This is a genomic window from Delftia sp. WSY_16, assembly GCF_043104415.1.
GTDB classification, from domain to species: domain Bacteria; phylum Pseudomonadota; class Gammaproteobacteria; order Burkholderiales; family Burkholderiaceae_C; genus Comamonas; species Comamonas tsuruhatensis.
In genome coordinates this window covers 657,671-682,780 of the sequence record NZ_JBICKS010000040.1, presented here as the reverse complement: position 1 = coordinate 682,780, position 25,110 = coordinate 657,671, and the positions used below count along the sequence as shown (strand labels likewise).

The following is a 25,110-nucleotide window of genomic DNA, read 5'->3' as shown; positions in this document are numbered from 1 at the left end:
GGTCAGCGGGCTCCGGGGGCTGGCGCAGCCTGGGGCTGCGGGGCCTGCTGCATTTGCTGCATCTGCACCGCCGTGCCTGCGCGCAGGCCGCCCACACTGCCGGCCAGCACCCTGTCACCGGCCTGCAGGCCGGTGGACACGGCAATCCAGGTGGCCCCATCCTGCGCGCTCTGGCTGCCCAGCGTGACCGGGCGGTGCTGCACGCGCAGCAGGGTTTTGTCCGGTTCGGACTCGCCCGCAGGCTGCAGCAACTGCACATAGGGCTGGGGCTGGTCGGTGCGCACGGCGGTCAGGGGCACGGCCAGCTGTTCGGTCTGCCCCGTGACGATGCTGCCCTGCAGGTACAGGCCCGGGCGCACGATGGGGATGGATCTGCCGGCGGCGCCTGCGTTGACCGGTGCAGCCTGCACACGCAGATAGACGGCCACGCTGCGCGAACCTGCCTGGGCGCTGGGGTTGATGCGTACCACGCGCGCGGGCACGGCGGCCACATCGTCGCCCGCGCCCTGGACCTGCAACAGGGCCTGCTGGCCGACCTGCACACGCACCGAATCGGCGGGCGCGAGCTGGGCCACCACCTCGAGCTCGGAGGGATCGACGATCTCCAGCACCCGCGTTTCCACGCCCACGCGCTCGCCGTCCTGCACCAGACGCTGGGCGACCTGCCCGTCCATTGGGCTGCGCAGCACGCTGTCGGTCACGCTCTTGCGTGCCACATCGGCGGCGGCCTGGGCGGCGGCCAGGTTGGCGCGGGCGGCGTCAAGATTGGATTGGGACGTGGCCAGTGCCGTGGTCGAGATGAAGCCCTGGGTGACCAGGGCCTGGTTGTTGTCGTGCTGGCGCTGGGCCAGCTGCAGCTGCGCCTGGGCCGCGTCGGCCTGCTGGCGGGCCTGGCGCCAGCGGGCCTCGACCTCGGTGGCGTCCACGCGGGCCAGTTCCTGGCCCTTGCGCACGCTGTCGCCCTCGCGCACCTGCAGGCCGCGCAGCTCGCCGGCCACATAGGCCTTGACCACGGCGCTGCGCACGGCCTGCACCACGCCGCTGACGGGCACGGTCAATTGCAACTGGCGCGGCTGCAGCTGCACCACCTCCTGCGGGCCCACGCGCACCGGCATCTCGCGCGGCTGGGTGGCCGCGGCAATGGCGGCCTGCTTGCTGTGCCGGGTGGATGCGGCGCGCCATGCGCTGGCGCCGATGGCGATCAGTAAGGCCAGGCCGATCAGCCAGCCGGTGCGACGCTTCATGGTGTGGGCGGGGAGGAGGGTGGTGTGGTGGCTGCAAGGGGCTGGCACATGCCATGCAGCAGGTAGTCGATCTGGGATTCCAGAAACCGCTCGGGATCGAAGTCGCCGTGCGGCAGGCAGCCGCCCAGCGAATGCTTCCAGATCATCAGGAACATCATCGGGGCGACCACGCAGTGCACGGACAGGTCCAGATCCATGGGCCGGAACTCGCCGCGCTCCACGCCGCGCTGCAGGATGCGCCGGATCAGTTCATGGCCTGGAAGAACCACCTCCTGGTGATAGAACTGCGACAGCTCGGGAAAATTACCCGCCTCGCTGAGCATGAGCTTGGTGATGCCCGACGCCTTGGTGCTGCCGATGCGTTCCCACCAGGACTTGAAGCAGTAGCGCAGCAGATCGGTTGAAGGCGCGCAGTAGTTGTCGAGCTCTTCGCTCCACTCGCCGAAGCGGCCCGCGATGCTGTGGCGCACCACGGCCTTGAAAAGCTCCTGCTTGCTCGCGAAATAGAGGAACAGCGTGCCCTTGGAAACCCCGGCCCGGGCGGCGACCTCTTCGACGCGGGTGGCGGCGTAGCCCTTTTCCACGAAGAGGTCGAGCGCGGCTTCCAGCAGCTCGCCCGGACGCTCGTGCTTGCGGCGGCTGCGCTTTCCGGAAGGCTCGGCGGGGGCGGGTGAAGAGGCGGGGGAGTCGGTCACGGAAAATTAATGACTGATGGGTTAGTTATCGTAACCGCAGAACCGTTCGTCGTCACCTGGCTTGTGCATGGGCTAACCTGTAGGCGCAACGGCCTGCATGCATTGCGTGTGGTCATTTTTTCGATTTCTCACAGAAAAGGCGCATATGACGACTGAAACCATTTATCTGGGCGGCGGCTGTTTCTGGTGCACCGAAGCCGTTTTCGACCGCGTGCGCGGCGTGAGCGACGTGCAAAGCGGCTACGCCAATGGCGATCTGGACGATCCCAGCTACGAAGACATCTGCACCGGGCAGACCGGCCATGCCGAGGTCATCCGCGTGCAGTTCGACCCTGCTGTGATTCCGCTGCGCGACCTGTTGACCGTGTTCTTCGGCACGCACGATCCGACCACGCTCAACCGCCAGGGCAACGACGTGGGCACGCAGTACCGCAGCGCGATCTACACCACGAATGACCATCAGGCGGAGGTCGCACGTACGCTGATCTCCGAGCTGGCCCAGGCGGGCGCGTATGACGCTCCCATCGTGACCGAGGTCCAGCCCCTGGCCAGCTACTGGCCCGCAGAGGACTATCACCAGGACTACTTCCTGAACCATCCCAGCCAGGGCTACTGCGCCTTCGTGGTGGGGCCCAAGGTGCAGAAATTCCGGGGTGCCTTTGCGCGCTGGGTCAAGCAATGAGTCCAGGTGCGCGGGCTGTGTAAGCGGTTGTGATTTGCGGGCATAATGCAACCCGGTTGCGATAACGGTGTCCTGTCGCGCTCTGCAGCCCGCTCTTGCATTGCCCATGTCATCGCCGACTCCCTCCCCCTTGCTCTTGCCTTGCGGCATGCGTTCGACCCGCGCCACGCGGGCCGTGCTGGCGCTGTGGGAGGCGCGCGCCGATGCGTTGTTGAGCGAGGCGGAGGTGGAAGCCGCCCTGCATGCCCAGGGCGTGCAGGTCAACCGCGTCACCGTCTACCGGCTGCTGGACCGGCTGGCCGCAGCCGGCGTGTTGCGCCGCAGCGTGGATGCGGCACGCGTGGCCCGGTACGGCAGGCCCCTGCAGGGCGCGGCCTGCGAAGGCGACGCCGCTGCGCACTTCGAGTGTGCGGATTGCCACAGCGCCTTTCGTCTGGGCGGCGAGGCAGGCGGGGGCGGTGAGCAACTGCAGGCCGCCTTGCTGCAATTGCGGCAGGCGCTGGCAGCCAGCGGCCTGCAGGGCCAGGCCATCGATGTGTCGGTGACGGGGCGGTGCCAGGTCTGCAGCGGCACCGGGCACTCCCGGAATGATCCGTCCGTGTGAGGTGGCCGTCTTCCCCTTTTTCTCTTGCATAGCCCTTCAGGATCTCGCATGACTTTTTCCCCCTTCCGTTCCGTTTCCCTGATCCTGGCCGCTGTCTTTCTGGCCGCTGCGGCCCAGGCGCACGATCACGGCCAAGACCATGACCATGCCAAGACCCCGGCGGACGCCAAGGCACAGGGTGGCTCGGTGCAACTGGATGCCCATACCCGTGCCGACATGGAGCGCCACCGCTCGATGGCCAAGGCCCACGAGGCCGCCGCACAGTGTCTGGCGGCAGGGCGTGACCATGCGCAATGCCACAAGCAGCTGCAGGCCGACTGCAAGGGCCTGGCGCTGGGCAAGTTCTGCGGCATGCGCCATGCGCATTGAGCGCGGCATTGCCCGCCGTGCACTGCTGTGAGCAGTCGCCCGTTTTTGTGACGGGATGCTGGAACCTGCCCCGCCAATTGGCGCATACACTCTGCGCTGCCTGACCCGCTTCTGATTCATCCATGCCCTTCAAACTCCCGAGTCGCCACTCGCCTGCGCCCGCCTCACGGCTTGCGTTGCGCGGTGCCGTGCCGAATCGGGGTTGGCTTTTGGCCTGGTTGCTGGTCTGGTCCATCGCACTGGCGCCGTTGTTGGGCCAGATGCACCGTGTGGTGCATGCTGGCGGCCTGGCCTCGGCCACGGCCCATGGCCCGGTCGAGGTGGTGGCCACCTCCTGCGCTGCACCCGTCGACTGGGTGCATGCGCTGTTCTCGGGCCACGGCCCGGCGGACTGCCAACTGCTGGACCAGTTGCACGAAGGCATGGCGGGGCCACCGCCCGCCGTGGCGCTGCCGCCTTTCTGGGGCGAACAGGCCGAGCCTGCCCAGCCGCCCATCGTGCGCGATGGCCGCGTGCTGGCGGCTTTCTTCGATGCGCGTGGTCCCCCGCATCCCATCACTGCCCGCCTGGCGGCTTGAACCTTGGGCGGCGGCGCTGCATGCGCCCGCCCATTGAAGCTGTTTGCGCGCGCCTTCCTGCATTGCACGCAAGAGGCGCTGTGCCCAGGTTGGACAGATCCTGAATGCATATCCGATCGGATGGCTGCGTGCGCCTGCATGGCGCACCCCGGTTGTCCGTTTCCGACGCCATTTTTTGCAGCGCCCGCATTCCCACGTCCCCGGGGCCGTGGCCGGCCGCTGCCGGGAAGACCAGTGATGAGAGTGACAACAAAGCAATACCACCAGGACGCCAAGGTGCAGGGGGAGAGGATGAAGCTGCGCCCGCTGCTGCAGCAACTGCTGCTGGCGGGCGTGCTCGGCCCCGCGATGGCAGGGCTGGCCATGGCAGCAGAGCCTGCGGAGGCTGGAGTCGCCGCCGCGCCCGGAACTGCCACCGGCGCCCAGGCGGATGCCCCGCGCAGCGACACGCCTGTGCTCAATGAGGTGACGGTCAAGGCCAGCGGCCTGGGCCTGACCTCGGCCGATATGTCCACGCCAGCCACGGTGCTGGAAGGCGATGTGCTGACGCTGCGCCAGGCCGCCACGCTGGGCGAGACGCTGGACGGCGAGCCCGGCATCCACGCCAGCCATTTCGGTGCGGGCGCAAGCCGCCCCATCATCCGCGGCATGGACGGCCCGCGCGTGCAGATCCTCAGCGATGGCTCGGAGCTGCATGACGCCTCCACCATCAGCCCCGACCATGCCGTGGCCAGCGAGCCCATGCTGGCCACGCAGATCGAAGTGCTGCGCGGCCCTTCGGCGCTGATCTACGGCGGCGGCGGCGCCATGGGCGGCGTGGTCAACATCCTGGACGACAAGATCCCCACGTCCATTCCCAAGAACGGCATCACGGGCTCGGCCCAGCTGCGCGGCAGCACGGGCGCGGGCGAGACGGCCGGCGCGTTCTCGCTGACGGGCGGCGCGGGCCAGTTGGCCATCCATGCCGAGGGCATGGCGCGCGATGCCGGCGACTACCGCGTGGGCAGCGGCTGGGCGCCCAACGGCCAGTCGCAGGGACGCGTGGGCGGCAGCTTCAACCGCACCGATACGGGCAGCCTGGGCCTGTCCTGGATCGGCACGCAAGGCTACCTGGGCCTGGCCTACACGCGCCAGACCGCGCGCTATGGCCTGCCGGGCCACAACCACAGCTTCGAGGGCTGCCACACCCATGGCGACCATCTGCACTGCGGCGGCCATGACCACGGCGACGAGGACGGACATGACCATGGCGACGAAGAACACGATCACGACCATGGCAGCGTGCCGGTGGTCGACCTCAACAGCGAGCGCTGGGATCTGCGCGGCGAATGGCGCAATCCGACGGCAGGCATTGCGGCGTTGCGCGTGCGCGGCGGCTGGACCGACTACCGCCATGACGAGATCGAGGACGGCCAGGTCTCGACCACCTTCAAGAACCGCGCCCATGACCTGCGCGTGGAGGCAGAGCTGGAGCCCATCGCCGGCTGGCGCGGCGTCATCGGCCTGCAGACCGTGCAGCGCAAATTCAGTGCCGAGGGGGAGGAGGCCTATGTGCAGCCCACCGAAACCCGCCGCAACAGCATCTACCTGCTGGAGGAATACCGCTGGCAGGACTGGCGCTGGCAGGCTGCGCTGCGCCACGAGCGCCAGACCGTGGACGCCCAGCAAAGCGGCATCTCGCGCAGCCACAGCGGCACATCGTTCTCGCTGGGCTCGGTGTGGAAGTTCACCCCGGGCTACAGCCTGTCGGCCTCGCTGACGCAGGGCAACCGCCTGCCCACGGCCGAGGAGCTGTATGCCAATGGCCTGCACATGGCCACATCCACCTATGAGCGCGGCAATCCCGACCTCAAGCGTGAACGCTCCCAGGCACTGGACATAGGCCTGCGCAAGACCTCGGGGGACACCACGTTCAGCGTCAATGCCTTCCACCATCGCGTCAAGGGCTACATCTACGGAGCCACGCTGGACGAGCATGACGGCCTGCAACTGCTGCAATACACCCAGGCCGACGCACGCTTCACCGGCGTGGAGGGCCAGGTGCGCCAGAAGCTGTCGCGCCAGTGGGGCGTGACCCTGTTCGGTGACGCCGTGCGTGCGCGGCTGGAAGACGGCTCCGCCTTGCCGCGCATTCCCGCGGCGCGCGTAGGCCTGCGCGTGGACACCTTCTACAAGGGCTGGGATGCCCAGGCCGAGTGGGTGCAGGTGCTGCGCCAGAACCGCGTCACCGCCTACGAGACCGAGACGGACGGCTACGGCATGCTCAACCTCTCGGCCAGTTACACGCTGCGCACCTCGGGTGGCACGCCCTGGCAGTTCTTCATCAAGGGCAACAACCTGACCAACCGCCTGGCCTTCGCCCACACATCGTTCATCAAGAACGCTGCGCCGCTGATGGGGCGCAATATCACCGTGGGCGTCAAGGTGTCGTTCTAAGGCGGGTTGCCCGCGCTGCGCTCCCGCGCCGTCTGCTACAGGTAATGCTGCAGATGGCGCAGGGCGCGTGCGCTGTCGACGCCTATCCACTGCACCACTTCGGTCTCGGCACGGCCCGCGCGCAACCACTGCACGATGGCCGTGTTGCGCAGCACCTGCGGCCCGACCCGGTGCAGCGGCGCCTTCTGGGCAGAAGCGGGTTGGGCCGCATGGGCACGCTGTATCAGCTGCGAGGCCACATGGAACAGCACGCGCACCGACAGCGGCTGCCCCTCGCGCGAGTAAAAGACCGGGGCGTCGGGCTGAACGGCCTCGGGTCCGCGCTGGCCGGCGCTGAAGCCTTTCCAGTCCTGCAGCGCCTTCACCACCGTTTCCGACAGATCCAGCGTGCGCTGCTGCGCGGCGCGTGCGCCATCGATATGCAATTGACAGGGGAGGCCATCGCCTGGTCCTGCGCATTGCACATCGCGCCAGCACAGGCCGCGCACCTCCTCGGGCGCCAGCGCCAGTTCGTACAGCAGCAGCAAGATGGCGCGGTCGCGCGCCGACTGAAAGCCGTCGGCCATCGGTATGTGGCGGGGCAGGGCATTCCACAGCGGCGCGGGAAGGCAATGGCCCTGGCCGTCTTCGGCAGGGGGGCGCTCCTGCGGCGCCAACCCTGCGGCGGGATTGGCGCTGACCCAGCCGTGGTCCAGCGCATGGTCGTAGATGCGTTCCAGCAGGCGCCAGTAGCGCCTGCGCGTGACCTCGCTGATGCGGCGGCCGGGCTGGTGGCCCGACAACTGGCCTTCGCGCGGGCGCAGGAAATTCTGGACATCCACGGCGGTGGCCTGTTGCCAGGCGCGGGCCTTTGCGTTGACTTTGCCTTTCGGCGTGGTGGGGGAGGGGGGACTTTCTCTGGCTGGCATGCCCGCATCGCCCAGGCTGCGCAGCCAGGCACGCCATACCTTTTCGTAGCCGCTGTCGGGCGCCGTGTCCAGGGCATCCCAGCCCTTGGTGCCCTCGGTTTCCAGCCAATGCCGGAACAGGGCCAGTCCGTCGGGGACAGTGGACGGCGGCTTGCCGGCAGCGGGTGCCTGGGATGGTGATGAAGTCATGGGCGTCGAGAGCAAAACGAATCAACCAATAGGGATGTTCAATGTAACTTACATGAAGTTGAGTGGCAACCTTGTTATCGACTGATGAATGTCAGTGGCGACAAGTCACCAGAAAAGGGGGCTGTTCGGCATGAATCTGAGCCTTGGCACGTCCGTGGAGGCTGGCCGGGCCTTCGAGGCCCGGGACGACGCCTGAACGAGGCAGGGCCGGGTCTGCGGCGCATAATCTGCGCGCGCCGCAAGCCTGCGCAGGCGCAGCTTCCCGGTCCTGCTTCAGTGAACTCTCCCGTCCTTGCCTCCCTCATCCCTGTCATTCTTTGCATAGGAGCAGGCTTTCTTGCCGCCCGGCTGGCCTGGGTGCGTGCCACAGCCATCAAGGATTTGTCCAACCTTGTGTTTCTGGTGCTTACGCCGGCGCTGCTGTTTCGCACCATGGGTGCGGTGCGGGTACAGGAGCTGGACTTTCAGCCCGTGGCCCTGTATTTCCTGGCGACTGCGCTGATCTTCGTGGTGTCCATGGTGCTGGGCGGTTTTTCCACGCGCTCGGCCGCGCGGGGGCTGGCCAATATGTTCAGCAACACCGTCATGATCGGCGTGCCGCTGGTGGGGCTGGTCTACGGGGAGGAAGGGCTTGTCACGTTGTTCACCCTGGTCTCGCTGCATGCGCTGATCCTGCTGACCGCAGCCACCATCGTGTTCGAGCTGGCCGAGGCCCACGAGCGCCAGCGCTGCGGCCAAAGCGCACCGCGCCCCATGTGGCGCACGGTGCTGCAGGCCGTGCGCAACGGCATCGTGCATCCTGTGCCGCTGCCCATACTCGCTGGCTTGCTGTTCGCTCAGACTGGGCTGGTGCTGCCCGAAGTGGTGGACCGGTCCCTGCAGGTCCTGGGCCAGGCGCTGGGCCCCATGGCGCTGCTGTTGGTCGGCGTGACCCTGGCCTACACCAGGGTGGGCCAGAACTTGCGAGAGGCTGCTGGCATCGCGCTGGTCAAGAACCTGGTGCATCCGCTGCTGATGCTTGCGCTGGCCTGGGCCTTCGGTCTGGGCGGCCTGCCGGTGGTCGTGATGTTCACGGCGGCTGCATTGCCCGTGGGGGCCAACGTGTTCCTGTTCACGCAGCGCTATGGCGTGATGCAGGAGGAGGTGTCCGCCAGCATCGCGGTGTCCACTGCGCTGGCCTTGCTTACCGTGCCGCTGATGCTGTGGCTGGCCCAGCGCCTGCCGGGCTGATGGGTTTCAGCAGCGCCAGCAATCGAGGGGATCAGGGCGCCAGGCGCTGGCGCAGCCAGGTTCCAGCTTCAAGCTGGTAGCAAAGGCGGTCGTGCAACCGGCTCTTGCGGCCTTGCCAGAATTCCCAGCGCTCGGGCACCAGCCTGAATCCACCCCAATGCGGCGGGCGTGGCGGGTTCAGCAGGAACTGCGCGCCGTACTTGGCCGCATTGGCCACCAGCACGCTGCGCCCGCTGATGACCTGGCTTTGCGGGCTGGCCCAGGCGCCAATGCGAGAGTCCAGCGGACGGCTGTTGAAGTAGGCGTCGCTTTCGGCCTCGCTGACCTTTTCCACCCGACCTTCGATGCGCACCACGCGCTCCAGCTCCACCCAGTGAAACTGCAGCGCGGCAAAGGGGTTGCCCGCCAGTTGCTGGCCCTTGCGGCTGTCGTAGTTCGTGTACCAGACCAGGCCGCGCTCGTCATAGCCCTTGATGAGCACGATGCGTGTGCTGGGCCGCAGGTCGCCGCCCACGGTGGCCAGCGTCATGGCATTGGGCTCGGGCACCTGGGCGCTCAGGGCTTCCTGCAGCCATTGGTCAAACTGCTGCAGCGGATCGGCCAGGGAGGCCGATTCGCTGAGTTCCGCGCGCTCGTAGCTTTTGCGCAGATCGGCGATCGAGGTGGAAATGCTGCTCATGGCCTGCATTGTGCCTGCGCCCGACCTCCCATTTGCTGCGCTAGAGTTGCGCATGCTCAGAGACTTCAAAGGCCGGCCTTGCGTGCTCATCCTCGCCTCGGGCCGTGGCGAGCGTTTCCGCGCGTCGGGCGGCACTATGCACAAGCTCGCTGCGCCGCTGGGCGGCAGCACCGTGCTGGAACACACACTGGCCGCCGTCCGCGCCAGCGGCCTGCCCTGGCATCTGGAAGATGCGGGCCACCCCGGAATGGGCGATTCGCTGTCTGCGGCCGTGCGTGCCACAGCCGATGCGCCAGGCTGGCTGGTCTTGCCGGCCGACCTGCCGCTGGTGAGTCCACAGACCTTGCTGAAAGTGGCCGATGCATTGCATGCGGGGGCCCGAGCCGTCCAGCCTGTCCATCAAGGCGAGCGTGGACATCCCGTGGGTTTCGGCGCCGCATGCGGCGCGGCGCTCATGGCGTTGAGCGGAGAGAAGGGCGGGGCGCCTGTGCTGAAGGCGCTGCGCGAAGCCGGACATGTGGTTCAGGTCGATGTGGACGATGCTGGTGTGCTCACCGACATCGATACGCTGGACGATCTGGCGCGCGCTGTGGTGTTGCTGCAGAACCGGCCTGAAGTGGGCTGAATTCAGGCTTCGCCGTCTGCCGTAGCGGGGCCGCCTTCGGTCGCTGGGTCGGCTTGGCTGCCTTGGCAATAACCGCGCAGTTTGAGCAAGGCCCGATACATCACCTCCCGTTCCTCCTGCGTCAGCGCTAGCAGAGCAGCGGCCTGGTGTTGTCGGGCCACGGGCATCACCTCGTCATGCAACTGCCGGCCCGCAGGCGTGATGGAGCACAGGATCTTCTTGCGTGGAGTGGAGCCTTGCGCCAGCAGGGCCACCAGGCCGCGTTCCTCGAGCAGCCGCAGCGCCCGGCTCACCAGGGCCTTGTCCGAAGTGGATTGCACCACCAGCGCGCTGAACGGCAACTCGCCTGCATGCGCGACAAGGGCCAACAGCCGCCACTCCGAAACCGTCAAGCCCGCCGTATCGGCATAGGGCACGGTGATGGTGCGCCGCAGCGCATTGCCCACCTGGCTCATCAGCGTGGTCAGAAAGGCATCGACGGTCAGGCTGCTGCCTGCCTCGTCAAGGTGGGTCCAGGGATTGCCTGCGGGCGTGCTGGGCACAGGGAGAGGAGAAGGTGGGATGGACATGTTCCCATCAATTGTTTCACAGGCTGCCTGACGTTTGTCTTGTGGAATTTCTTTAGAGAAATCAATAGAGGTCAATCGGTGTTTTCAGTAAGTTGATTCATCAACTTGCCGGAGAAAATCGTCATTGATTCTCTTGAGGATCAATGTTTCATGGGTGAATTTTATGAATTCACCCCATAGCCAGCCCCAGCTGCCATGCCCGTATCTGACCGATGCATGTCCGCGCTTTCAAAGGAGCCAGTGATGACCCCCCATCGTCGGCAAGGCCTGACCATTGCAGCATTGGCTTTTGCCACCGCTGTCTGTGGTCCGGCATTTGCACAGGACTACCCCGCCAGGCCGATCACCGTGGTGGTCGCCTATCCCGCAGGTGGTGACACGGACGCCATGGCGCGCCTGTTCGCCGAAAAGCTCACGGTGCGTCTGCGCCAGCCCGTGGTGGTGGACAACCGGCCCGGGGCGGGCGGCACCGTGGGCAACAACCTGGTTGCGCGGGCCGTGCCCGATGGCTACACGCTGCTGTTCACGCCCAACCCCTTCACCATCGCCCCCATGGTGATGAGGCTCCCTCCTGCCGCGACCTATGACCCCTTGAAAGGTTTCACCCCCGTGGTGCAGACCGCCAGCCAGGCCGTGCTGCTCGTGGCCCATCCCTCCACGGGATTCAAAAGCGTGGCCGACATGGTGGCTGCGGCCAAGGCCGGCAAGACGCTCAGCTACGCCAGTCCCGGCGCAGGCTCGCCCATGCACATAGGTGCCGAGTGGCTGAACCGCGCTGCCGGAGTGAGCATTCAGCATGTGCCCTATCGCGGCGTGGCACCGGCCGTCAACGATGTGGCAGCGGGCCATGTAGGACTGGCCTACGTCACGCTGGGGCCGGTGGCCCAGTACATCCAGGCGGGCAAGCTGCGCGCGCTGGCCGTGACCGACCCGAAGCGTTCGCCCCTGCTGCCCGATGTGCCTTCGCTGGCGGAACTGGGCTACAGGGACATCGCCGCGGGTGCCTGGAATGGCTTCTTCGCGCCCAAGGGCACGCCGGCCGCCGTGGTGCAGACCTTGAACACCCATCTCAACGAGATCCTCAGGATGCCGGAGGTGGCGGCAAAGATGGCCACCTTCGGTGCCGCGCCCGTGGGCGGGTCGCCGCAGGTGCTGGCCGATGTCAACGCTGCCGACTACGAGCGCCTGGGCAAGGTGATCCGCGAACTCGGCATCACCGCTGAATGACATGAATACCTCGAATTCCACGCTGGGCCGCGAGACGGCCCAGGTCACGGCGCTGTCCAAGGTACTAGGTCATGCCCAGTACGCGGGCGACCTCAAGCTGCCGGGCATGCTGCATGCCAAGCTGTTGCGCAGCCCCTATCCGCATGCGCGCATCGTGCGCATCGACATTGCTGCAGCGCGTGCGCTGCCCGGTGTGAAAGCCGTGCTGACCGGGGCAGATGCACCGCGCACGCCCTGGGGCGTGAGCCACAAGGAGCGGCGTATCCTGGCCGACGGCCTGGTGCGCTTTGCGGGGGAAGAGGTGGCAGCCGTGGCTGCCGCCACAGAAGAGATCGCCCGCGATGCGCTGGACCTGATCGAGGTCGAGTACGAAGAACTGCCCGCCATCCTGTCGCCCGAGGAAGCCCTGGATGAAGAAGCGCCCGGCGTTCATCCGGGCCGGGGCAACATCGCCCACGAGATCCGCTTCGAGCGCGGCGATGCCGATGCCGGATTCGCCGCAGCTGATCTGGTTCATGAAGCCACGTACACCACGCATGCGCAGTACCCGGGCTACCTGGAACCCATGGCAACCCTGGCCTCCATCGACGCCGATGGCCGCCTGTTGGTACAGACCTCCACGCAGTCGGTTTTCCTGGCGCGTGCCCGGCTGGCGGCGGCGCTGGAGCTGCCGGTGTCCGCCATCCGCGTGGTGCAGGCCACCACGGGCGGCGGCTTTGGCGGCAAGATCGTCGAGGACGACAACCAGCTCGTGGCGGGCCTGCTGGCCCTGCGCACCGGGCGGCCCGTGCGCCTGGTCAACAACCGGCTGGAGGACTTCCTGGCCTGCTGCTCCAGCGTCCCCGAGCGCATCACGCTCAAGCTGGGCATGGCGCGTGATGGCCGCATCCTCGCCAAGCAGGTGCACATCGTTGCCGAGTGCGGTGCCTATGCGGGTCTGTCGGCCGAGGTCATGCACGTCAGTGCCATGCGCAGCGACAACATGCACAGGCAGGGCAACGTCCGATCGCACGCCACCCTGGTCTATACCAACAACCCGCCGCACGGCGCGTTCCGCGGCTTTGGCGGTACGCAGATGCTGTTCGCGCTCAACAGCCACATCCACATCATGGCCGAGCAGCTGGGGCTGGATCCGGCCGAAGTCCACAAGCTCAATGCAGTGCAAGCCGGCGACGTGACAGTGCATGGCTGGAAGATCGGCAGCGCCGGCCTCAAGGAGTGCATAGACCAGGCCACCGATGCCATCGACTGGCGCGGCAAGCGCGCCCGCCCCCGCCAGGCCCTTGGCGCCCGCCGCAGGGGCGTGGGCATGGCCGCGGCCATGCATGTCAGCGGCAACCGCACCATGGGCAACTGGGACGGCTCCTCCGTGGTGGTGCGCATCCATGAGGATGGCCAGGTGCTTGTGCTCAGTGGCGAGTGCGACATGGGCCAGGGCGCGGCCACCATGCTCAGCCAGATCGTCGCCCATGAACTCACGCTGCCGTTGTCGCAGGTCCGCGTGGCCGCACCCGACACGGACAGCACGCCCTTCGCCATAGGCTCGCTGGCCTCGCGCGTGACCATGGCTGCAGGCAATGCCGCCATAGGTGCCGCGCAGGCGGCCCGCAGCAAGCTGCTGGCCCTGGCCGCCGTCGTGCTGGAGGCGCAGGTCGACGACCTGGAGCTGGCCGATGGTCAGGTGCGCGTGCGCGGCACCGACCGTGCGGCAGGCATGGCCGAGCTCGCACGCCAGCACATCTGGCGCCATGGCGGCGAGGGCATACAGGTCAGCCACACCTGGGATGCCCAGACGCAGATGCACGACGCCCAGCTGCACGGCAACATCGCGCCGGCCTATTCCTTCGCGGCCCAGGCAGTGGAGGTCGAGGTCGATACGGAAACCGGCCAGGTCCGGGTGCTTGACAGCTATGTGGCCGACGACTGCGGCAAGGCGCTGAACCCCGTCGCCATCCATGGGCAGACCAACGGGGCCACCGTCCAGGCCATGGGCTGGGCCCTTTACGAGCAACTGCACCTGGAAGGCGGGCGCCTGGCCAACGGCAACTTCGCCGACTACACCATGCCAACGGTCGACGCCGTGCCCTTGCTGCGCGGCGGCTTTGTCGAGTCCAACGACCCCAACGGCCCCTATGGCGCCAAAGGGGCCAGCGAAACCGCCATCCTGCCGGGAGCGCCTGCCATCGCCAACGCCGTGTACGACGCCATCGGCGTGCGCATATGCGATCTGCCGATCACGCCCGAAAAAATCCTGGCGGCGCTGCGCGCACGCGCCGAGGAGGGCCGTCATGCATGACTTCGACTTCCTGGAGCCCACCTCGGTGGCGGAGGCCAGCCGGTTGCTGGCCGAACTGGGCGAGGACTGCCGCGTGATCGCCGGCGGCACGGCCTTGATGCTGGGCATGCGCCAGCGCATGCTCGCGCCCACGCACCTGGTCTCGCTGGCTGGCATCGATGCGTTGCGCGGCCTGGACTTCGACCCGGTGCGTGGCCTGCGTATCGGCGCCCTGGTGCGCCATGCCGAACTGGCGGCCTCGCCGCTGGTGTCGCATCACTATCCTGTCCTGGCCGGCATGGCGCAGCGCATGGCCAACCCGCAGGTGCGCAATCAGGGCACGGTGGGCGGCAATCTCTGCTATGCCGACCCCTCCACCGACCCGCCCGGCTGCCTGATGGCATTGGGCGCCCAGATCGTGCTGGCCAGCGCAAGAGGCGAGCGCCTGTTGGACATCGAGGACTTCCTGGTCGACTACTACGCCACGGCGCTGGAAGGCGACGAGATCGTCAGCGAGATCCGCGTGCCGCCCATGGGGCAAGGAGACGACCGGCGCAGCGGTGTGTACACGCGCTTTCTGCGCACAGCGGCCGAACACCGGCCGCTGGCCAGCGTGGCCCTGGTGGCGCACACCGCCGGGGGCATCTGCCGCGACGCGCGTCTCGTCGTGGGCGCCTCTACGCCCATACCCGTGCGCCAGCGGCGCGCCGAGGGCTTTCTTGAAGGCCGTGCCCTCACCTGGGCCTTGGCGGCTGAGGCGGGTGACATCGTCGCGGCCGACATCACACCGGTTTCGGACCTGCGCGGCTCGGCGGATTTCCGCCGAGAAATGGTGCGCGTCAACGTGCGGCGCACCGTGGCCGAACTGTTTGGCCTGGACCTGGCACTGGAACAAGGAGAGCTGGCATGAGCCGACATCGCATCGAATGCACCGTCAACGGTGAGCCCTGCAGCGTGGACGTGCCTGCGCGCCGGCTGCTGTCGGATTTTCTGCGTGATGACCTGCACCTGACGGGCACCAAGCGCGGCTGCGAGACGGGCGTGTGCGGCGCCTGCTCGGTGCTGCTGGATGGCGAAGTGGTGAAGTCCTGCCTGCTGCTGGCCGTGCAGGTCCAGGGCCGCGCGCTCACCACCATCGAAGGCCTGGCCGACCGTATTGCTGGGGGTGCGGGCGCAGACCCGTCACAACGGCTGCACCCGCTGCAGCAAAGCTTCATGCAATGCGGCGGCCTGCAGTGCGGCTACTGCACACCGGGCTTCATCATGGCCGCCTGCAATCTGCTGGGGCGCAACCCCCGTCCCGGCGCGGACGAAGTTCGCCATGGCCTCAACGGCAACCTGTGCCGTTGCACGGGCTACACCCAGATCGTGGAATCGGTCCTTGTGGCCGCGGAGAAAATGCATGGAAATTGAGAAAACCCTGACTGTTTCGGCCTCGCGAGAGCGGGTGTGGGCTTTGTTACTCGATCCCCAGGTCATGGGAGGTGCCGTGCCGGGCATGCAGTCCATCGAAGTGGTCAGCCCCACCGAATACGTGGCGGTGATGCACCAGAAGATCTCCTTCATCAGCGCCAGATTCAAGCTGCGCACACGCATCGTCGAGCAACGCGCTCCCGAGTATCTGCGCGTGGAAGGAACGGGAGAAGACACCTCGGTGGCCAGCTCGCTCAAGCAGCGCAGTGAAATCTTCCTGAGCGCCACGCCGGATGGAGGCACCGAACTGCGCATCAAGATCGACGTGGACCTGCTGGGCCGTCTGGGCGCCTTCGGCCTGAGCGTGATGAAGACCAAGGCCGACCGAATATGGGAGGAGTTCGGTAACAATCTGGCCGCGCGGCTCGAAGGCGGGGGAGGGGAGCCCGCTGCGGGCAAGGCGACCATGCAGGCGCCTGCACCTGTCGCGCCCGCGACGGCCTCCGAGCCAGCCAGGGAAACGGTGGTGCAAGCCCGGAATTCGCCAGCCCCAGCCCCAGCGCCAGCTTCGGAGCTCTCCTCCACGGCCCAAGACCTGCGGGGCCGTGGCTGGTGGGGACGGCTAATCGGCAGCTTGAGCGGTGAGGGCAGCGCGGGCGCTGCCGACACCATTCATGTCGAGCTGCGCCGTGGCGATACCACGGTCAGCGTCCAATGGCCGGGCGCGCGCGCCGAGCAGTGCGCGGCGTGGCTGCGCGACTGCCTGCGCTGAACGCAGACCCGGCCGAGCACATCATCCGCGCGTGATCACCGCACAGGCCAGGCGCGCCCCCGAATTGCCGGTGGGCTGCGTGGTGTAGTCGTCAGGGTCCTTGTGCACGATCAGGCCGCGGCCCACCACGCTGTTGGGACTCTGATCCAGTGCCAGGCCGCGCGAAACGAAATCTATGCTGGCCATGCCTTGCGCGTCTGACCGCAGACTGGGCAGATCCCCTGCGTGGTGGACAGCGGAATCGAAGCGGCCATGGGCGTGGCCTGTGGGGTTGAAATGGCCGCCCGCGCTCAGGCCATCAGGGCTGGAGCAATCGCCTTTCTCATGGACATGAAAGCCATGCTCGCTGTTGGGCGCCAGCCCCTGAACCGAGCCCTGAACGCGCACGCTCCCATCGGCCTGGGCAGTGAACTGCAGGCTGCCGCTGACCTTGCTGCCTTGCGTGGGCTGCAGCTGGGCCATGGCCACGTTGCGGGCGGCAGGGGCTGCGGTGACGGCTGCCGGGGTGGACGCCGCGGCTGTGGCAGGAGGCTTGGCCTGGCTGCCGCAGGCCCCAAGGGCCAGCACCATCCCGGCTGCCATCAGCAGCTTCACGGCGGTGGACGGGGTGGAGGGGGAAGCGTTCAAACGCATGGTGGCAATCTCCTGGTTGATATCCGTGCTGGAAAAGTTGTGAGGCGCATTGCGCGCAGCCGCCATCTTGCAGCGTGCAATACGGTGGATATGTCGGAGAGGGCAGCGTTATGCGCCTGCGCGCATCAGCGTATCAATCGCATCAAAGCGTCAGCGCGCGGCTTGCGCACCCGCTTCAGGCTGGCCCGCGTAGCTGAGCAGGCGCTGCAAGGCACGGTCCCGGATGCCGAGGCGCTTGAGCTCATCGAAGGTTGCGCGCGCATAGTCATGCGTGCTGCCATAGATGCCCTTGGCCTCGCTGAAGATGCGGCGATAGTCTTCGGGCGCCAGCTCGCCCGTGTGATTGGGGCTTTGACGGGACAGCGTGAACGCCAGCGCCTGCACCGTGCCCTGGCCGGTGCGGCAGGGCAGCCAGCGGGGGTCATAGACGGCATTGGCCATCTCGCGCTGCCACAGCTTTCTCATGACGTCATGGCCGTGGTGCCGGGGAATGCGGAACACCATGCCCTGGCAACTGCCGCCGGACAGCATGCCAAAGACCAATCCAGGATTCTGGGGCGTGCCGCGGTTGATGGTGCTCCACATCTTCAATGCCCGGTGCCAGCCAAAGACACGGGCCGTGCGGCATTCGCAGAAATCGAAATCCGGCCGCCAGATCAGCGAGCCGTAGCCAAAGATCCAGAGGTCGTCGCTTCCGCCCCATCGGTGCAGCGCCTCGTCCAGCATGGGCTGGGACTCTCGGCGGGCAAATGAGAATTCTGGCAGGGCGGACATGGGCGCTGTGGCGTGAAGGAACAATGACGTTTTAACGCCTGTCGGCCCAAACGGTGCACAAGCGCCTGCGTTGCCCTTGCACGGCCGGCCTTTTGTCTCTGCGGCGCCACAGTTCGTGCCGGGTGGCATCACGGGGCTTGGGCGGTGCGCAGGGCCGTTGGCGGCGGCCCTCTACAATCGGCCGGTTTTTCGCAGTCTTTCTGGTTTCCTTCAACAGTTCATTCACGGAGAGTGCTTCATGTCCTTCAGTCAATCCGACGACGACAGCCAACAACGTTTTGCCCTGGGCTTTTTGTTTGCGCTGATTGCGCTCGTCGTCTCCACGGTCGTGGGTGTCGTGGTCTACCAGCGCGGTATTGCGCATGGCCCTGCAAAGACGACAACCGGCGCCACACCTGTGCCGGCGATGGCGCCTGTGGTCCTGGAGGAAGACGTGGCGCGTGTCGTTGTCGAAAACGGCGTGGTCAAGTTCTACTTCGCATCGGCCAAGGCCGAGCTGGCGGCTGGCGCCAATGAAGCGCTGGCCGATGTGGTGGCTGGTGTGCAGGGCGGCAAGCGCGCCGTGATCTCTGGATACCACGACGCCACCGGCAGCGCCGAACTCAACGCCGAACTGGCCAAGAAGCGCGCCCTGGCAGTCCAGGCTGCCCTGTTGGCACTGGGCGTGGCCGAGGAAAAGGTCGAACTCAAGAAGCCCGAACAACTGCAGGCCGATGGCAGCAATGCCCAGGCCCGCCGGGTGGAAGTGATCCTGGTGGATTGAACCGAATCAGCAGTGCGGCTGGCAGCAGCCGCAGCTAAAAACAAAGGCCCGGAGCGATGAACGCTCCGGGCCTTTGTTTTTGGGGCTGCGTGGATCAGGAATTGCGCAGGGGATCGAACTTCTCGCCGCCAGCTGGCTGCACGCCGGCATGGGCGCGTGAGTTCTCCTGTATGAGTTCTATCTTGTAGCCGTCCGGATCCGTCACAAAGGCAATCACCGTGGTGCCGCCCTTGACGGGGCCGGCCTCGCGCGTCACGTTGCCGCCGGACGCCTTGATCTTCTCGCAGGCGGCATAGGCATCAGGCACGCCAATGGCGATATGGCCGTAGGCCGTGCCCATGTCGTAGGACTCCGTACCCCAGTTGTAGGTCAGCTCGATCTCGGCCTGGCCAGGGTTGCCGCCCTCGAAGCCCAGGAAGGCCAGCGAGTACTTGTACTCGGGGTTCTCTGAGGTTCGCAGCAGCTGCATGCCAAGAACCTGTGTGTAGAAATCGATGGAACGCTGGAAATTGCCAACGCGCAGCATGGTGTGAAGGATTCGCATCCACGGATTGTGCCGGGATTTGGCGGTCTCTTCACGCGCTCGGCCATGGGGTGAGGTCGCTTCAGCCCCACCGCGGCATCGGTCGCGGGCTCCTGCCCGGGCGCGTGCATCTCATCCACAGACTCCCGCGTGGTCCGGATGCTTGGCCTGCAACGCATTCAACCACCGATTCAACTATCTGTTGAATTCTAGGAGTGCTCCCTAGGACTGACGCCCGAATTCGCTGCAATTGGGCCAAAAAATCAGACAAATCTTAGATTTTGAAGTGGAAAAATCAGATTAATCCAATTAAATCCTAGTGCGTCACTGCCTAGAATAGGAATGTTCTTCTTGCTAATTTTTTGAGTCATGAAAAATTTCGTCTTGCGGATACTGATTGCCGATGACCATCCGGCAGTTCTGGCAGGCATAGAAAGTGTTTTGGAGGAAAAAAGTGAGATAGAGATTGTGGGTCGAGCGAAAAACTCCACGGAAATCATCAATTTTCTCAGGCAGAACGAATGCGATGTGCTGGTGACTGATTATTCAATGCCCGGCGGAACTTATGGCGACGGCCTGGTCATGCTGAATGTCATCCGGCGACGATTTCCCGGCGTCAAGATCGTGATGCTGACCATGATTGAGAATATTGGGATCATCAAGTCGCTTGCCAATCAGGGGATCTACAGGATAGTCCATAAAACAGATTCTTTGGGGAGCCTGGTGCCGGCGATCTATGCGGCATACACAGATGGTCAATTCATTTCGCCGAGCGCAAGCAAACTGCTTGGCGGCGAATGGCTCGGGGCGGTACGAACATCGATAGAACTGTCAAAGCGTGAAGAGGAAGTTCTGCTGCTTTTCATTTCTGGAATGACAGTGTCTGAAATAGCGAAAAAACTCTATCGCAGCATCAAGACGGTCAGTACGCACAAGGTGGCGGTCATGAATAAACTGGGCATCCGCAAGGACATTGACCTCATTCGCTATGGAATAGAGATGGGATGGATTGATGCCAGAAAATAGTCCCGGTCATGGCAAAAGAATGCTAGTTGCCACAAACGATCCGATGGCCCCATATTGGATACAGCAATGTTGCAAACAGCAAGGAATTTTTCACGGCATTCAATGGATCAGCAATACGGATGAGCTCCTGGCGGAACTGAAGAAATTCAATGCGGATGCGGCCTTTGTGGATATGGATTTCATCGGCGAAAAGCTGATGAGGTTCCTCAATAATCTGGCAGTGTGTGAAGTGGATGTCCCCATCATCCTTGTCAGCAGCTGCGAACCAAGAATCTTCCATGCGGTTGCTGACTATGCCCGGAGCCTGGCACTCAACATCGTCTGTGCAATATCTCGCTCCAGAATGGCAAGAGAGGTGCCGGTCAACGGGGATTTCCTGCTGCGTATCCTGGGGCGGACCAAGACGGAGGGTCAGCCCAGGACGATCTTGCCGATCCCGAGAGCAAGGTTGATGAACGCTTTGCACAGCGGCGAAATCGTTGCCCATTTTCAACCCTTGCATCATGCAGGCTCGGGCAGGATCATCGGGGCGGAAGCCTTGGCCCGGTGGCCTATTTCGGCCACGGAACTGTTGCCACCTGCTGCGTTCATGAAGGCTATCGGAGACCATGGATTGATGCATGAGCTCACTCTCCAAATGCTCCTGCAGTCCATCTCTTTCATCAAATCGGCAGCACCTTCAGGGCAGTTCATCTGCAGCATCAATGTATCCGCCTCCCTGGCGGCATCCTGGGAGTGGATGGATTCGGCATTGCGCGTAATCAGGGATGCAGGGGTCTCCCCTGAAAATATCGGTTTTGAGGTGACGGAAGATGGGGCGGATGATCTCGACAAGTCCCTGGGCGGTGTCATTGCGAATTTACGAATGAGCGGCTTTCAGTGCGCAATGGATGACTTTGGCGTGGGCGGCTCAACCCTAGGGCGCCTGCTTAGCGTTCCTTTCAACCAGATCAAGATTGACAAGGCTTTGCTGCATGCTGCAAGAAACCAGGCCCATGCAAAGAGAGTGCTGAGCAAAGCGGTGTCGCTTGCGAAAGATGTTCGGGCACAGGTGGTTGTTGAGGGAGTGGAGGACGTTGATGATCTGGGAATGATCAGGAGGATGGATGCTGATGTCGCCCAGGGATTCTTGTATTCCAGAGCACTTTCCTGCAAAGATTTTATCGACTACATGAGGCGATCATTGGCCTGAGCAATGGCTGTATATCGATGTCCAGATGGAAATCCATAAAAAAGAAATTGCAGAAAAGGAAGATCTTCTGCTTCTGGCTAGATATAACAAGAGACTGCTTTTTGGTGGGGGGCTGATCTTTTCTTTCCTTGTAATCATTGTCGCGTTATTTGCGGCATCGTTCGAGTTCAATGATTTCATGGAGGAAAGAAGGTCAATTTTTCAGAACAAGAGAACTAGAATTCTGGTGGAGATAGAAACAAAGCAGGTCATCATGATGCGTGGAATAATCGCATCAGAATTGCTTTGGGGGCAAGCGCATATATCGCAACCGGCGGGAGTTGGCAGGCCGGGCGCTATGATCACGGGTGTGAGTCCGGTGGTTTTGCTCGAGGATAAGGGCGACAAGCCTGCATGCAGGCGATACAGGGATATGCTGGAGGAGCTTGCATACCTGGCAAACTCGAGTTTTCTTCAGGATGGAAGAGCCATATCTGTATATGCCTTCAGTCCGGATGGCGGGTTCATCGGTGCTCTCCTGCCTCAGATTCCAGATGAGCCTGAGCGGGAACGGATGCTCTTGGAGCTTCAGCAACAGATTGCCGGGCTGCCGAAAGACAAAGGCGTTCCACTTCATTCCGGACAAGTGCGCCACCCCATTTGGCTTCCCCCGACCAAAAGTATTCTGACGGGTGAAATGTCGTTCCAGGTTGTTGTTTCTGCATTCCACAGGGGTAAGCCATTTCTCACCGTGGTGAGTGACATGCCTACCCAGCATATTGAGAATCTGATGCAGCAAGGTGAGGATAGAAGTTCCTTTCTGATCATGGACTCCCAGGGAAGCGTTGCCCTGGGTGTTGAACCAGAGGGCTACAGCAAAGCGGATTTCTTTGATATTGAAACATCGAAATTCCAAGGCAATCTGGTGAGTCGCTATCTTCTGTTCAAGTATGGTGCTGTATACAAGGATGGTTTTTTTCATTACTACTCGAGGATATCGAATACAAACATGATTCTGCTCCACGTGTTTTCGTGGAAGGATGCGGTTTTTCTAAAGGGAAAATCGTTCGTATATTTGATTCTTTCGTTGATATTCATTGTCTTGTTCTGGTGCTTTTTGATATATTTCTACGAAAAGGTATTTATTCCAATCTATGAAAAGGCAAAGAATGTTTTCGATACCGAGCAGCTGAGTCGAACCATCATTGCCATGGCTCCTTACGGACTTGGACTTCTTGATTTCAAGGAGAAAAAGATGCTGTTGGAGAACAGCATGATGTTCAAATACAAGGAGAGTGCAGTACTGCGTGGCCCGGTCCCTGGCGAGCTATTGATCGGCTATTTCCACAGAGTTTATGTGGAGAAATATCTTGGTGGCGGGAAAAGTGACTATGTGCCCGTGTCCAGCGAGGTGGTGATTTCCAACGATGGAACCATTGCAGAGCTGTCCATGATCATGGTGAAGGCAAAATACCAAGGTCGGAACGTGCTTTTGTGCGGGTTTGCCGATATCACGGCTCACAAGCAGGTCCAAAGAAGCCTGGAGGATGCAAAGAAGGCTGCGGAAGAGGCAAACCATGAAAAATCATCTTTTCTCGCCGTAATGAGCCACGAGATACGCACTCCACTCAATGCGATACTGGGGAATCTGGAAATACTGGGAAGAAGCATTCTTTCCATGGAGCAGAAAACACGGCTGGACATCATTTCGAATTCCTCACATTCTCTTTTGTCTCTGTTGAATGATGTCCTCGATTTCTCGAAGGTCGAGTCTGGTCAGATGAGTGTCGAGATGGCCGGATTCGATCTCAAGTCCGTGATCAGGCAGGTGGCATCCATCTATAAACCCTTGGTGACAGAGGCAAAAATTGAATTTTCCCTGACCATCGATGATTCGCTGAAGTCTGGATATCTTGGCGATGCTGAGCGCATCAAGCAAATACTCAACAATCTACTCAGCAATGCCTTGAAGTTCACCAAGAGTGGAAAAATAGAGGTATATGCATCCGACAGATCCGGCGAGCTGAACATCAAGGTATCCGATACTGGAATAGGTATTCATCATTCGCAGCATGCGTTCATCTTCGATGCGTTCAAGCAGGCCGGCTCGGAAATCGCCACGAAGTTTGGAGGAACCGGACTTGGGCTGACGCTGTGCCAGCGGATGGCCCACCTCATGGGAGGGGAGATCCGGTTTTCAAGTGTCCTTGGAAAAGGCAGCATTTTCGAGCTGGTGCTGCCCGCATACCATGCGCAGCCCGCATCATCCGCTGTCGCTTGGGAGGATGGCGATGTCCTGCTTTCGGAGGACGAACGAGAGGATTTCTCGGCAAGGATTCTGGTGGTGGATGACCACCCTGTTAACAGAATGCTGTTGCTGGATCAGCTGAGGATCATTGGGTATGAGGCCGATTCTGCAGAAGGAGGGGAATCTGCCTTGAGCATGCTGGCACAGCTGGCCTATGATCTGGTTCTAACCGACCTGCAGATGCCCGGCATGAACGGTTATGTGCTTGCACAGCACATCCGTAAGGATTACCCCGGGATTAGAGTGGGGGCAATAACGGCAAACGCAGGCAAGCATGAAAGGGATAAATGTGCCAAATTCGGCATATCCGACATCATCGTCAAACCAGCCTCCCTGAAAAGCATCAAGGAATTCATTGATAGAAATATCGGCAAGTCCGGGGTTTGCCAAGTGGATGCATTGCCGGCAAGAACAAGCAAGATTTCTGGCTACCGTGACATTCTTGTCTCAACAACACAAGCATCCTTGATCTCCTTGAAGAAATCCTTGGAAAAAGGAGATCTCGTGGCTGTGCATAGGGAAATTCATGCCATGAAGGGGGCATTTGCAGTGGCAGGGTTCAATGACATAGTCCAGGCGCTTGATAGGATTTCTTCTCTTGTCAATGCGCGAGATTTTCGAGCGGTCGATGTGGAGCTCGTGAATTTCATGGACGTTCTGAAAGATCTGTGAGAAAGGTTGAAAGCCGGCTGGTGTCAGGTTATTCATATTTACGCACCATGGACTATAAAAAGTACCTGAAAATATCCGTATTGTTGGCGGACGATCATCCTGGGATAATATCAGGTGTCAGGCATGAATTGTCTGGTGAGTCAGAAATTGCATTGAATGGGAGTGTTTCAAATTCAACCGATCTGATTCAAAAGCTGGAAGAGGGAGGTTTTGATGTGCTTGTATCCGATTACTCCATGCCGACCGGGCAATATGGAGATGGACTGCATCTATTCGGTTATATATCGAGAAGATTCCCAAAATTGGGTCTGGTGGTCCTGACCATGCTGGATAACTCGGCAATACTCCAGGCTCTGGGTCGTGTCTCGAACATCAGTATTGTCAGCAAGGCCGATCCGGTGCTGCATCTTGTTCCCGCGATCCACGCGGCATTCACTGGCGGAGTTTATTTTTCGCCAGCCATCGCCGAGCGGCTGGAAAGAGGTGGTGCAGGCGGGTTGGGCGGAGTGCAGGGGGAGAGAAGAGTGCCTGCCGAGCTGAGCCCCAAGGAGTCCGAGGTAGTGCGGTTGTACGCTGCTGGCCTGCGCATTGATGAAATTGCAGCCAAGCTCAACAGGAGCAAGAAGACCATCAGCACGCAAAAAGTCAAGGCCATGCAAAAGCTCGGCATAGAGCGAGACATAGACCTTATGAAATATGCCTTGGAATGTGGGTGGGTGACATCATCGAGATCTCAATGATGCAT

25 protein-coding genes are annotated in these 25,110 nt (G+C 62.8%); 17 read left to right on the top strand and 8 right to left on the bottom strand.

Annotated features, from left to right (window positions below; translation table 11 throughout):
* Positions 1–2 precede the first annotated feature (2 nt).
* Together ACF8O7_RS22760 and ACF8O7_RS22755 are read right to left on the bottom strand one after the other, a co-directional pair.
* Positions 3–1,244, bottom strand: coding sequence for an efflux RND transporter periplasmic adaptor subunit (locus tag ACF8O7_RS22760; protein WP_250438887.1), 1,242 nt, complete (start codon positions 1,242–1,244; stop codon positions 3–5).
* Complete coding sequence (locus ACF8O7_RS22755) at positions 1,241–1,939, bottom strand: TetR/AcrR family transcriptional regulator (protein ID WP_016447085.1); 699 nt, start codon at positions 1,937–1,939, stop codon at positions 1,241–1,243. Before ACF8O7_RS22755 ends, ACF8O7_RS22760 begins: the two co-directional genes overlap by 4 nt.
* A 145-nt stretch (positions 1,940–2,084) precedes the next feature.
* On the opposite strand from ACF8O7_RS22755, the gene msrA reads away from it, so the two are divergent.
* The 5 genes from msrA to ACF8O7_RS22730 all read left to right on the top strand — a co-directional run bounded on the left by msrA (position 2,085) and on the right by ACF8O7_RS22730 (position 6,608).
* Positions 2,085–2,621 carry a peptide-methionine (S)-S-oxide reductase MsrA gene (gene msrA, locus ACF8O7_RS22750; protein ID WP_016447084.1) on the top strand — a complete coding sequence of 179 codons (537 nt, stop codon included), beginning with the start codon at positions 2,085–2,087 and terminating at the stop codon, positions 2,619–2,621.
* Between the two features lie 148 nt (positions 2,622–2,769).
* On the top strand, positions 2,770–3,225 hold the full coding sequence (locus ACF8O7_RS22745) for a transcriptional repressor (RefSeq protein WP_280047659.1): 456 nt from the start codon (positions 2,770–2,772) through the stop codon (positions 3,223–3,225).
* A 48-nt stretch (positions 3,226–3,273) separates the two neighbouring features.
* Positions 3,274–3,594 (top strand): hypothetical protein, encoded by a 321-nt coding sequence (locus tag ACF8O7_RS22740; RefSeq protein WP_392444369.1) that lies wholly within the window; start codon positions 3,274–3,276, stop codon positions 3,592–3,594.
* Positions 3,595–3,803: 209 nt separating this feature from the next.
* Positions 3,804–4,172 carry a hypothetical protein gene (locus tag ACF8O7_RS22735; protein ID WP_223275282.1) on the top strand — a complete coding sequence of 123 codons (369 nt, stop codon included), beginning with the start codon at positions 3,804–3,806 and terminating at the stop codon, positions 4,170–4,172.
* A gap of 237 nt (positions 4,173–4,409) precedes the next feature.
* A complete protein-coding gene (locus ACF8O7_RS22730) occupies positions 4,410–6,608 on the top strand; it encodes a TonB-dependent receptor domain-containing protein (protein ID WP_126311415.1) in 2,199 nt (732 codons plus the stop codon).
* 35 nt (positions 6,609–6,643) lie between these two features.
* Here the strand turns inward: ACF8O7_RS22730 and ACF8O7_RS22725 are convergent, their stop codons facing one another.
* On the bottom strand, positions 6,644–7,705 hold the full coding sequence (locus ACF8O7_RS22725) for a tyrosine-type recombinase/integrase (protein ID WP_016451720.1): 1,062 nt from the start codon (positions 7,703–7,705) through the stop codon (positions 6,644–6,646).
* 276 nt (positions 7,706–7,981) lie between these two features.
* Between ACF8O7_RS22725 and ACF8O7_RS22720 the strand changes: the two genes are divergently transcribed.
* Positions 7,982–8,935, top strand: a complete 954-nt coding sequence (locus ACF8O7_RS22720; protein ID WP_250438882.1) for an AEC family transporter — start codon at positions 7,982–7,984, stop codon at positions 8,933–8,935.
* Positions 8,936–8,966: 31 nt separating this feature from the next.
* On the opposite strand, the gene pdxH is transcribed toward ACF8O7_RS22720, so the two are convergent.
* Positions 8,967–9,614: a pyridoxamine 5'-phosphate oxidase gene (gene pdxH, locus ACF8O7_RS22715; RefSeq protein WP_017405177.1), complete on the bottom strand. Its 648-nt coding sequence runs from the start codon at positions 9,612–9,614 to the stop codon at positions 8,967–8,969.
* Between the two features lie 52 nt (positions 9,615–9,666).
* Here pdxH and ACF8O7_RS22710 point away from each other — a divergent pair, with 52 nt between their 5' ends.
* On the top strand, positions 9,667–10,239 hold the full coding sequence (locus ACF8O7_RS22710) for an NTP transferase domain-containing protein (protein WP_267178619.1): 573 nt from the start codon (positions 9,667–9,669) through the stop codon (positions 10,237–10,239).
* 2 nt (positions 10,240–10,241) lie between these two features.
* On the opposite strand, the gene ACF8O7_RS22705 is transcribed toward ACF8O7_RS22710, so the two are convergent.
* Positions 10,242–10,808 (bottom strand): MarR family winged helix-turn-helix transcriptional regulator, encoded by a 567-nt coding sequence (locus tag ACF8O7_RS22705; protein ID WP_013802266.1) that lies wholly within the window; start codon positions 10,806–10,808, stop codon positions 10,242–10,244.
* A gap of 243 nt (positions 10,809–11,051) precedes the next feature.
* Here ACF8O7_RS22705 and ACF8O7_RS22700 point away from each other — a divergent pair, with 243 nt between their 5' ends.
* From ACF8O7_RS22700 to ACF8O7_RS22680, 5 genes are read left to right on the top strand one after another with little or no spacing between them, the layout of a single operon-like run.
* On the top strand, positions 11,052–12,035 hold the full coding sequence (locus tag ACF8O7_RS22700) for a Bug family tripartite tricarboxylate transporter substrate binding protein (RefSeq protein WP_392444366.1): 984 nt from the start codon (positions 11,052–11,054) through the stop codon (positions 12,033–12,035).
* A gap of 1 nt (position 12,036) precedes the next feature.
* Positions 12,037–14,331 carry a xanthine dehydrogenase family protein molybdopterin-binding subunit gene (locus ACF8O7_RS22695; protein ID WP_392444364.1) on the top strand — a complete coding sequence of 765 codons (2,295 nt, stop codon included), beginning with the start codon at positions 12,037–12,039 and terminating at the stop codon, positions 14,329–14,331.
* On the top strand, positions 14,324–15,220 hold the full coding sequence (locus ACF8O7_RS22690; RefSeq protein WP_016447072.1) for a xanthine dehydrogenase family protein subunit M: 897 nt from the start codon (positions 14,324–14,326) through the stop codon (positions 15,218–15,220). Before ACF8O7_RS22695 ends, ACF8O7_RS22690 begins: the two co-directional genes overlap by 8 nt.
* Positions 15,217–15,723 carry a (2Fe-2S)-binding protein gene (locus ACF8O7_RS22685; protein WP_046240165.1) on the top strand — a complete coding sequence of 169 codons (507 nt, stop codon included), beginning with the start codon at positions 15,217–15,219 and terminating at the stop codon, positions 15,721–15,723. Before ACF8O7_RS22690 ends, ACF8O7_RS22685 begins: the two co-directional genes overlap by 4 nt.
* On the top strand, positions 15,713–16,495 hold the full coding sequence (locus tag ACF8O7_RS22680; protein WP_392444362.1) for a CoxG family protein: 783 nt from the start codon (positions 15,713–15,715) through the stop codon (positions 16,493–16,495). The genes ACF8O7_RS22685 and ACF8O7_RS22680 overlap by 11 nt, the downstream gene beginning before the upstream one ends.
* A 21-nt stretch (positions 16,496–16,516) precedes the next feature.
* Here the strand turns inward: ACF8O7_RS22680 and ACF8O7_RS22675 are convergent, their stop codons facing one another.
* Positions 16,517–17,128 carry a superoxide dismutase family protein gene (locus ACF8O7_RS22675; protein ID WP_046240174.1) on the bottom strand — a complete coding sequence of 204 codons (612 nt, stop codon included), beginning with the start codon at positions 17,126–17,128 and terminating at the stop codon, positions 16,517–16,519.
* Between the two features lie 150 nt (positions 17,129–17,278).
* The gene (locus tag ACF8O7_RS22670) at positions 17,279–17,902 is read right to left on the bottom strand and encodes a gamma-glutamylcyclotransferase (RefSeq protein WP_392444360.1); all 624 of its coding nucleotides are present in this window, start codon (positions 17,900–17,902) and stop codon (positions 17,279–17,281) included.
* 238 nt (positions 17,903–18,140) lie between these two features.
* Here ACF8O7_RS22670 and ACF8O7_RS22665 point away from each other — a divergent pair, with 238 nt between their 5' ends.
* The gene (locus tag ACF8O7_RS22665; RefSeq protein ID WP_160854800.1) at positions 18,141–18,665 is read left to right on the top strand and encodes an OmpA family protein; all 525 of its coding nucleotides are present in this window, start codon (positions 18,141–18,143) and stop codon (positions 18,663–18,665) included.
* 94 nt (positions 18,666–18,759) lie between these two features.
* On the opposite strand, the gene gloA is transcribed toward ACF8O7_RS22665, so the two are convergent.
* Positions 18,760–19,209 (bottom strand): lactoylglutathione lyase, encoded by a 450-nt coding sequence (gene gloA / locus ACF8O7_RS22660; RefSeq protein ID WP_026062330.1) that lies wholly within the window; start codon positions 19,207–19,209, stop codon positions 18,760–18,762.
* A gap of 348 nt (positions 19,210–19,557) precedes the next feature.
* Here gloA and ACF8O7_RS22655 point away from each other — a divergent pair, with 348 nt between their 5' ends.
* Genes ACF8O7_RS22655 through ACF8O7_RS22640 form a run of 4 tightly spaced genes read left to right on the top strand, consistent with a single transcriptional unit; the run spans position 19,558 to position 25,105 of the window.
* Positions 19,558–20,214 (top strand): response regulator, encoded by a 657-nt coding sequence (locus tag ACF8O7_RS22655; protein ID WP_392444359.1) that lies wholly within the window; start codon positions 19,558–19,560, stop codon positions 20,212–20,214.
* Positions 20,215–20,233: 19 nt separating this feature from the next.
* Complete coding sequence (locus ACF8O7_RS22650; RefSeq protein WP_392444357.1) at positions 20,234–21,406, top strand: EAL domain-containing protein; 1,173 nt, start codon at positions 20,234–20,236, stop codon at positions 21,404–21,406.
* A gap of 25 nt (positions 21,407–21,431) precedes the next feature.
* Positions 21,432–24,365 (top strand): ATP-binding protein, encoded by a 2,934-nt coding sequence (locus ACF8O7_RS22645; RefSeq protein WP_392444355.1) that lies wholly within the window; start codon positions 21,432–21,434, stop codon positions 24,363–24,365.
* A gap of 47 nt (positions 24,366–24,412) precedes the next feature.
* Positions 24,413–25,105 carry a response regulator gene (locus tag ACF8O7_RS22640; RefSeq protein ID WP_016451730.1) on the top strand — a complete coding sequence of 231 codons (693 nt, stop codon included), beginning with the start codon at positions 24,413–24,415 and terminating at the stop codon, positions 25,103–25,105.
* The last annotated feature ends 5 nt before the right edge of the window (positions 25,106–25,110 follow it).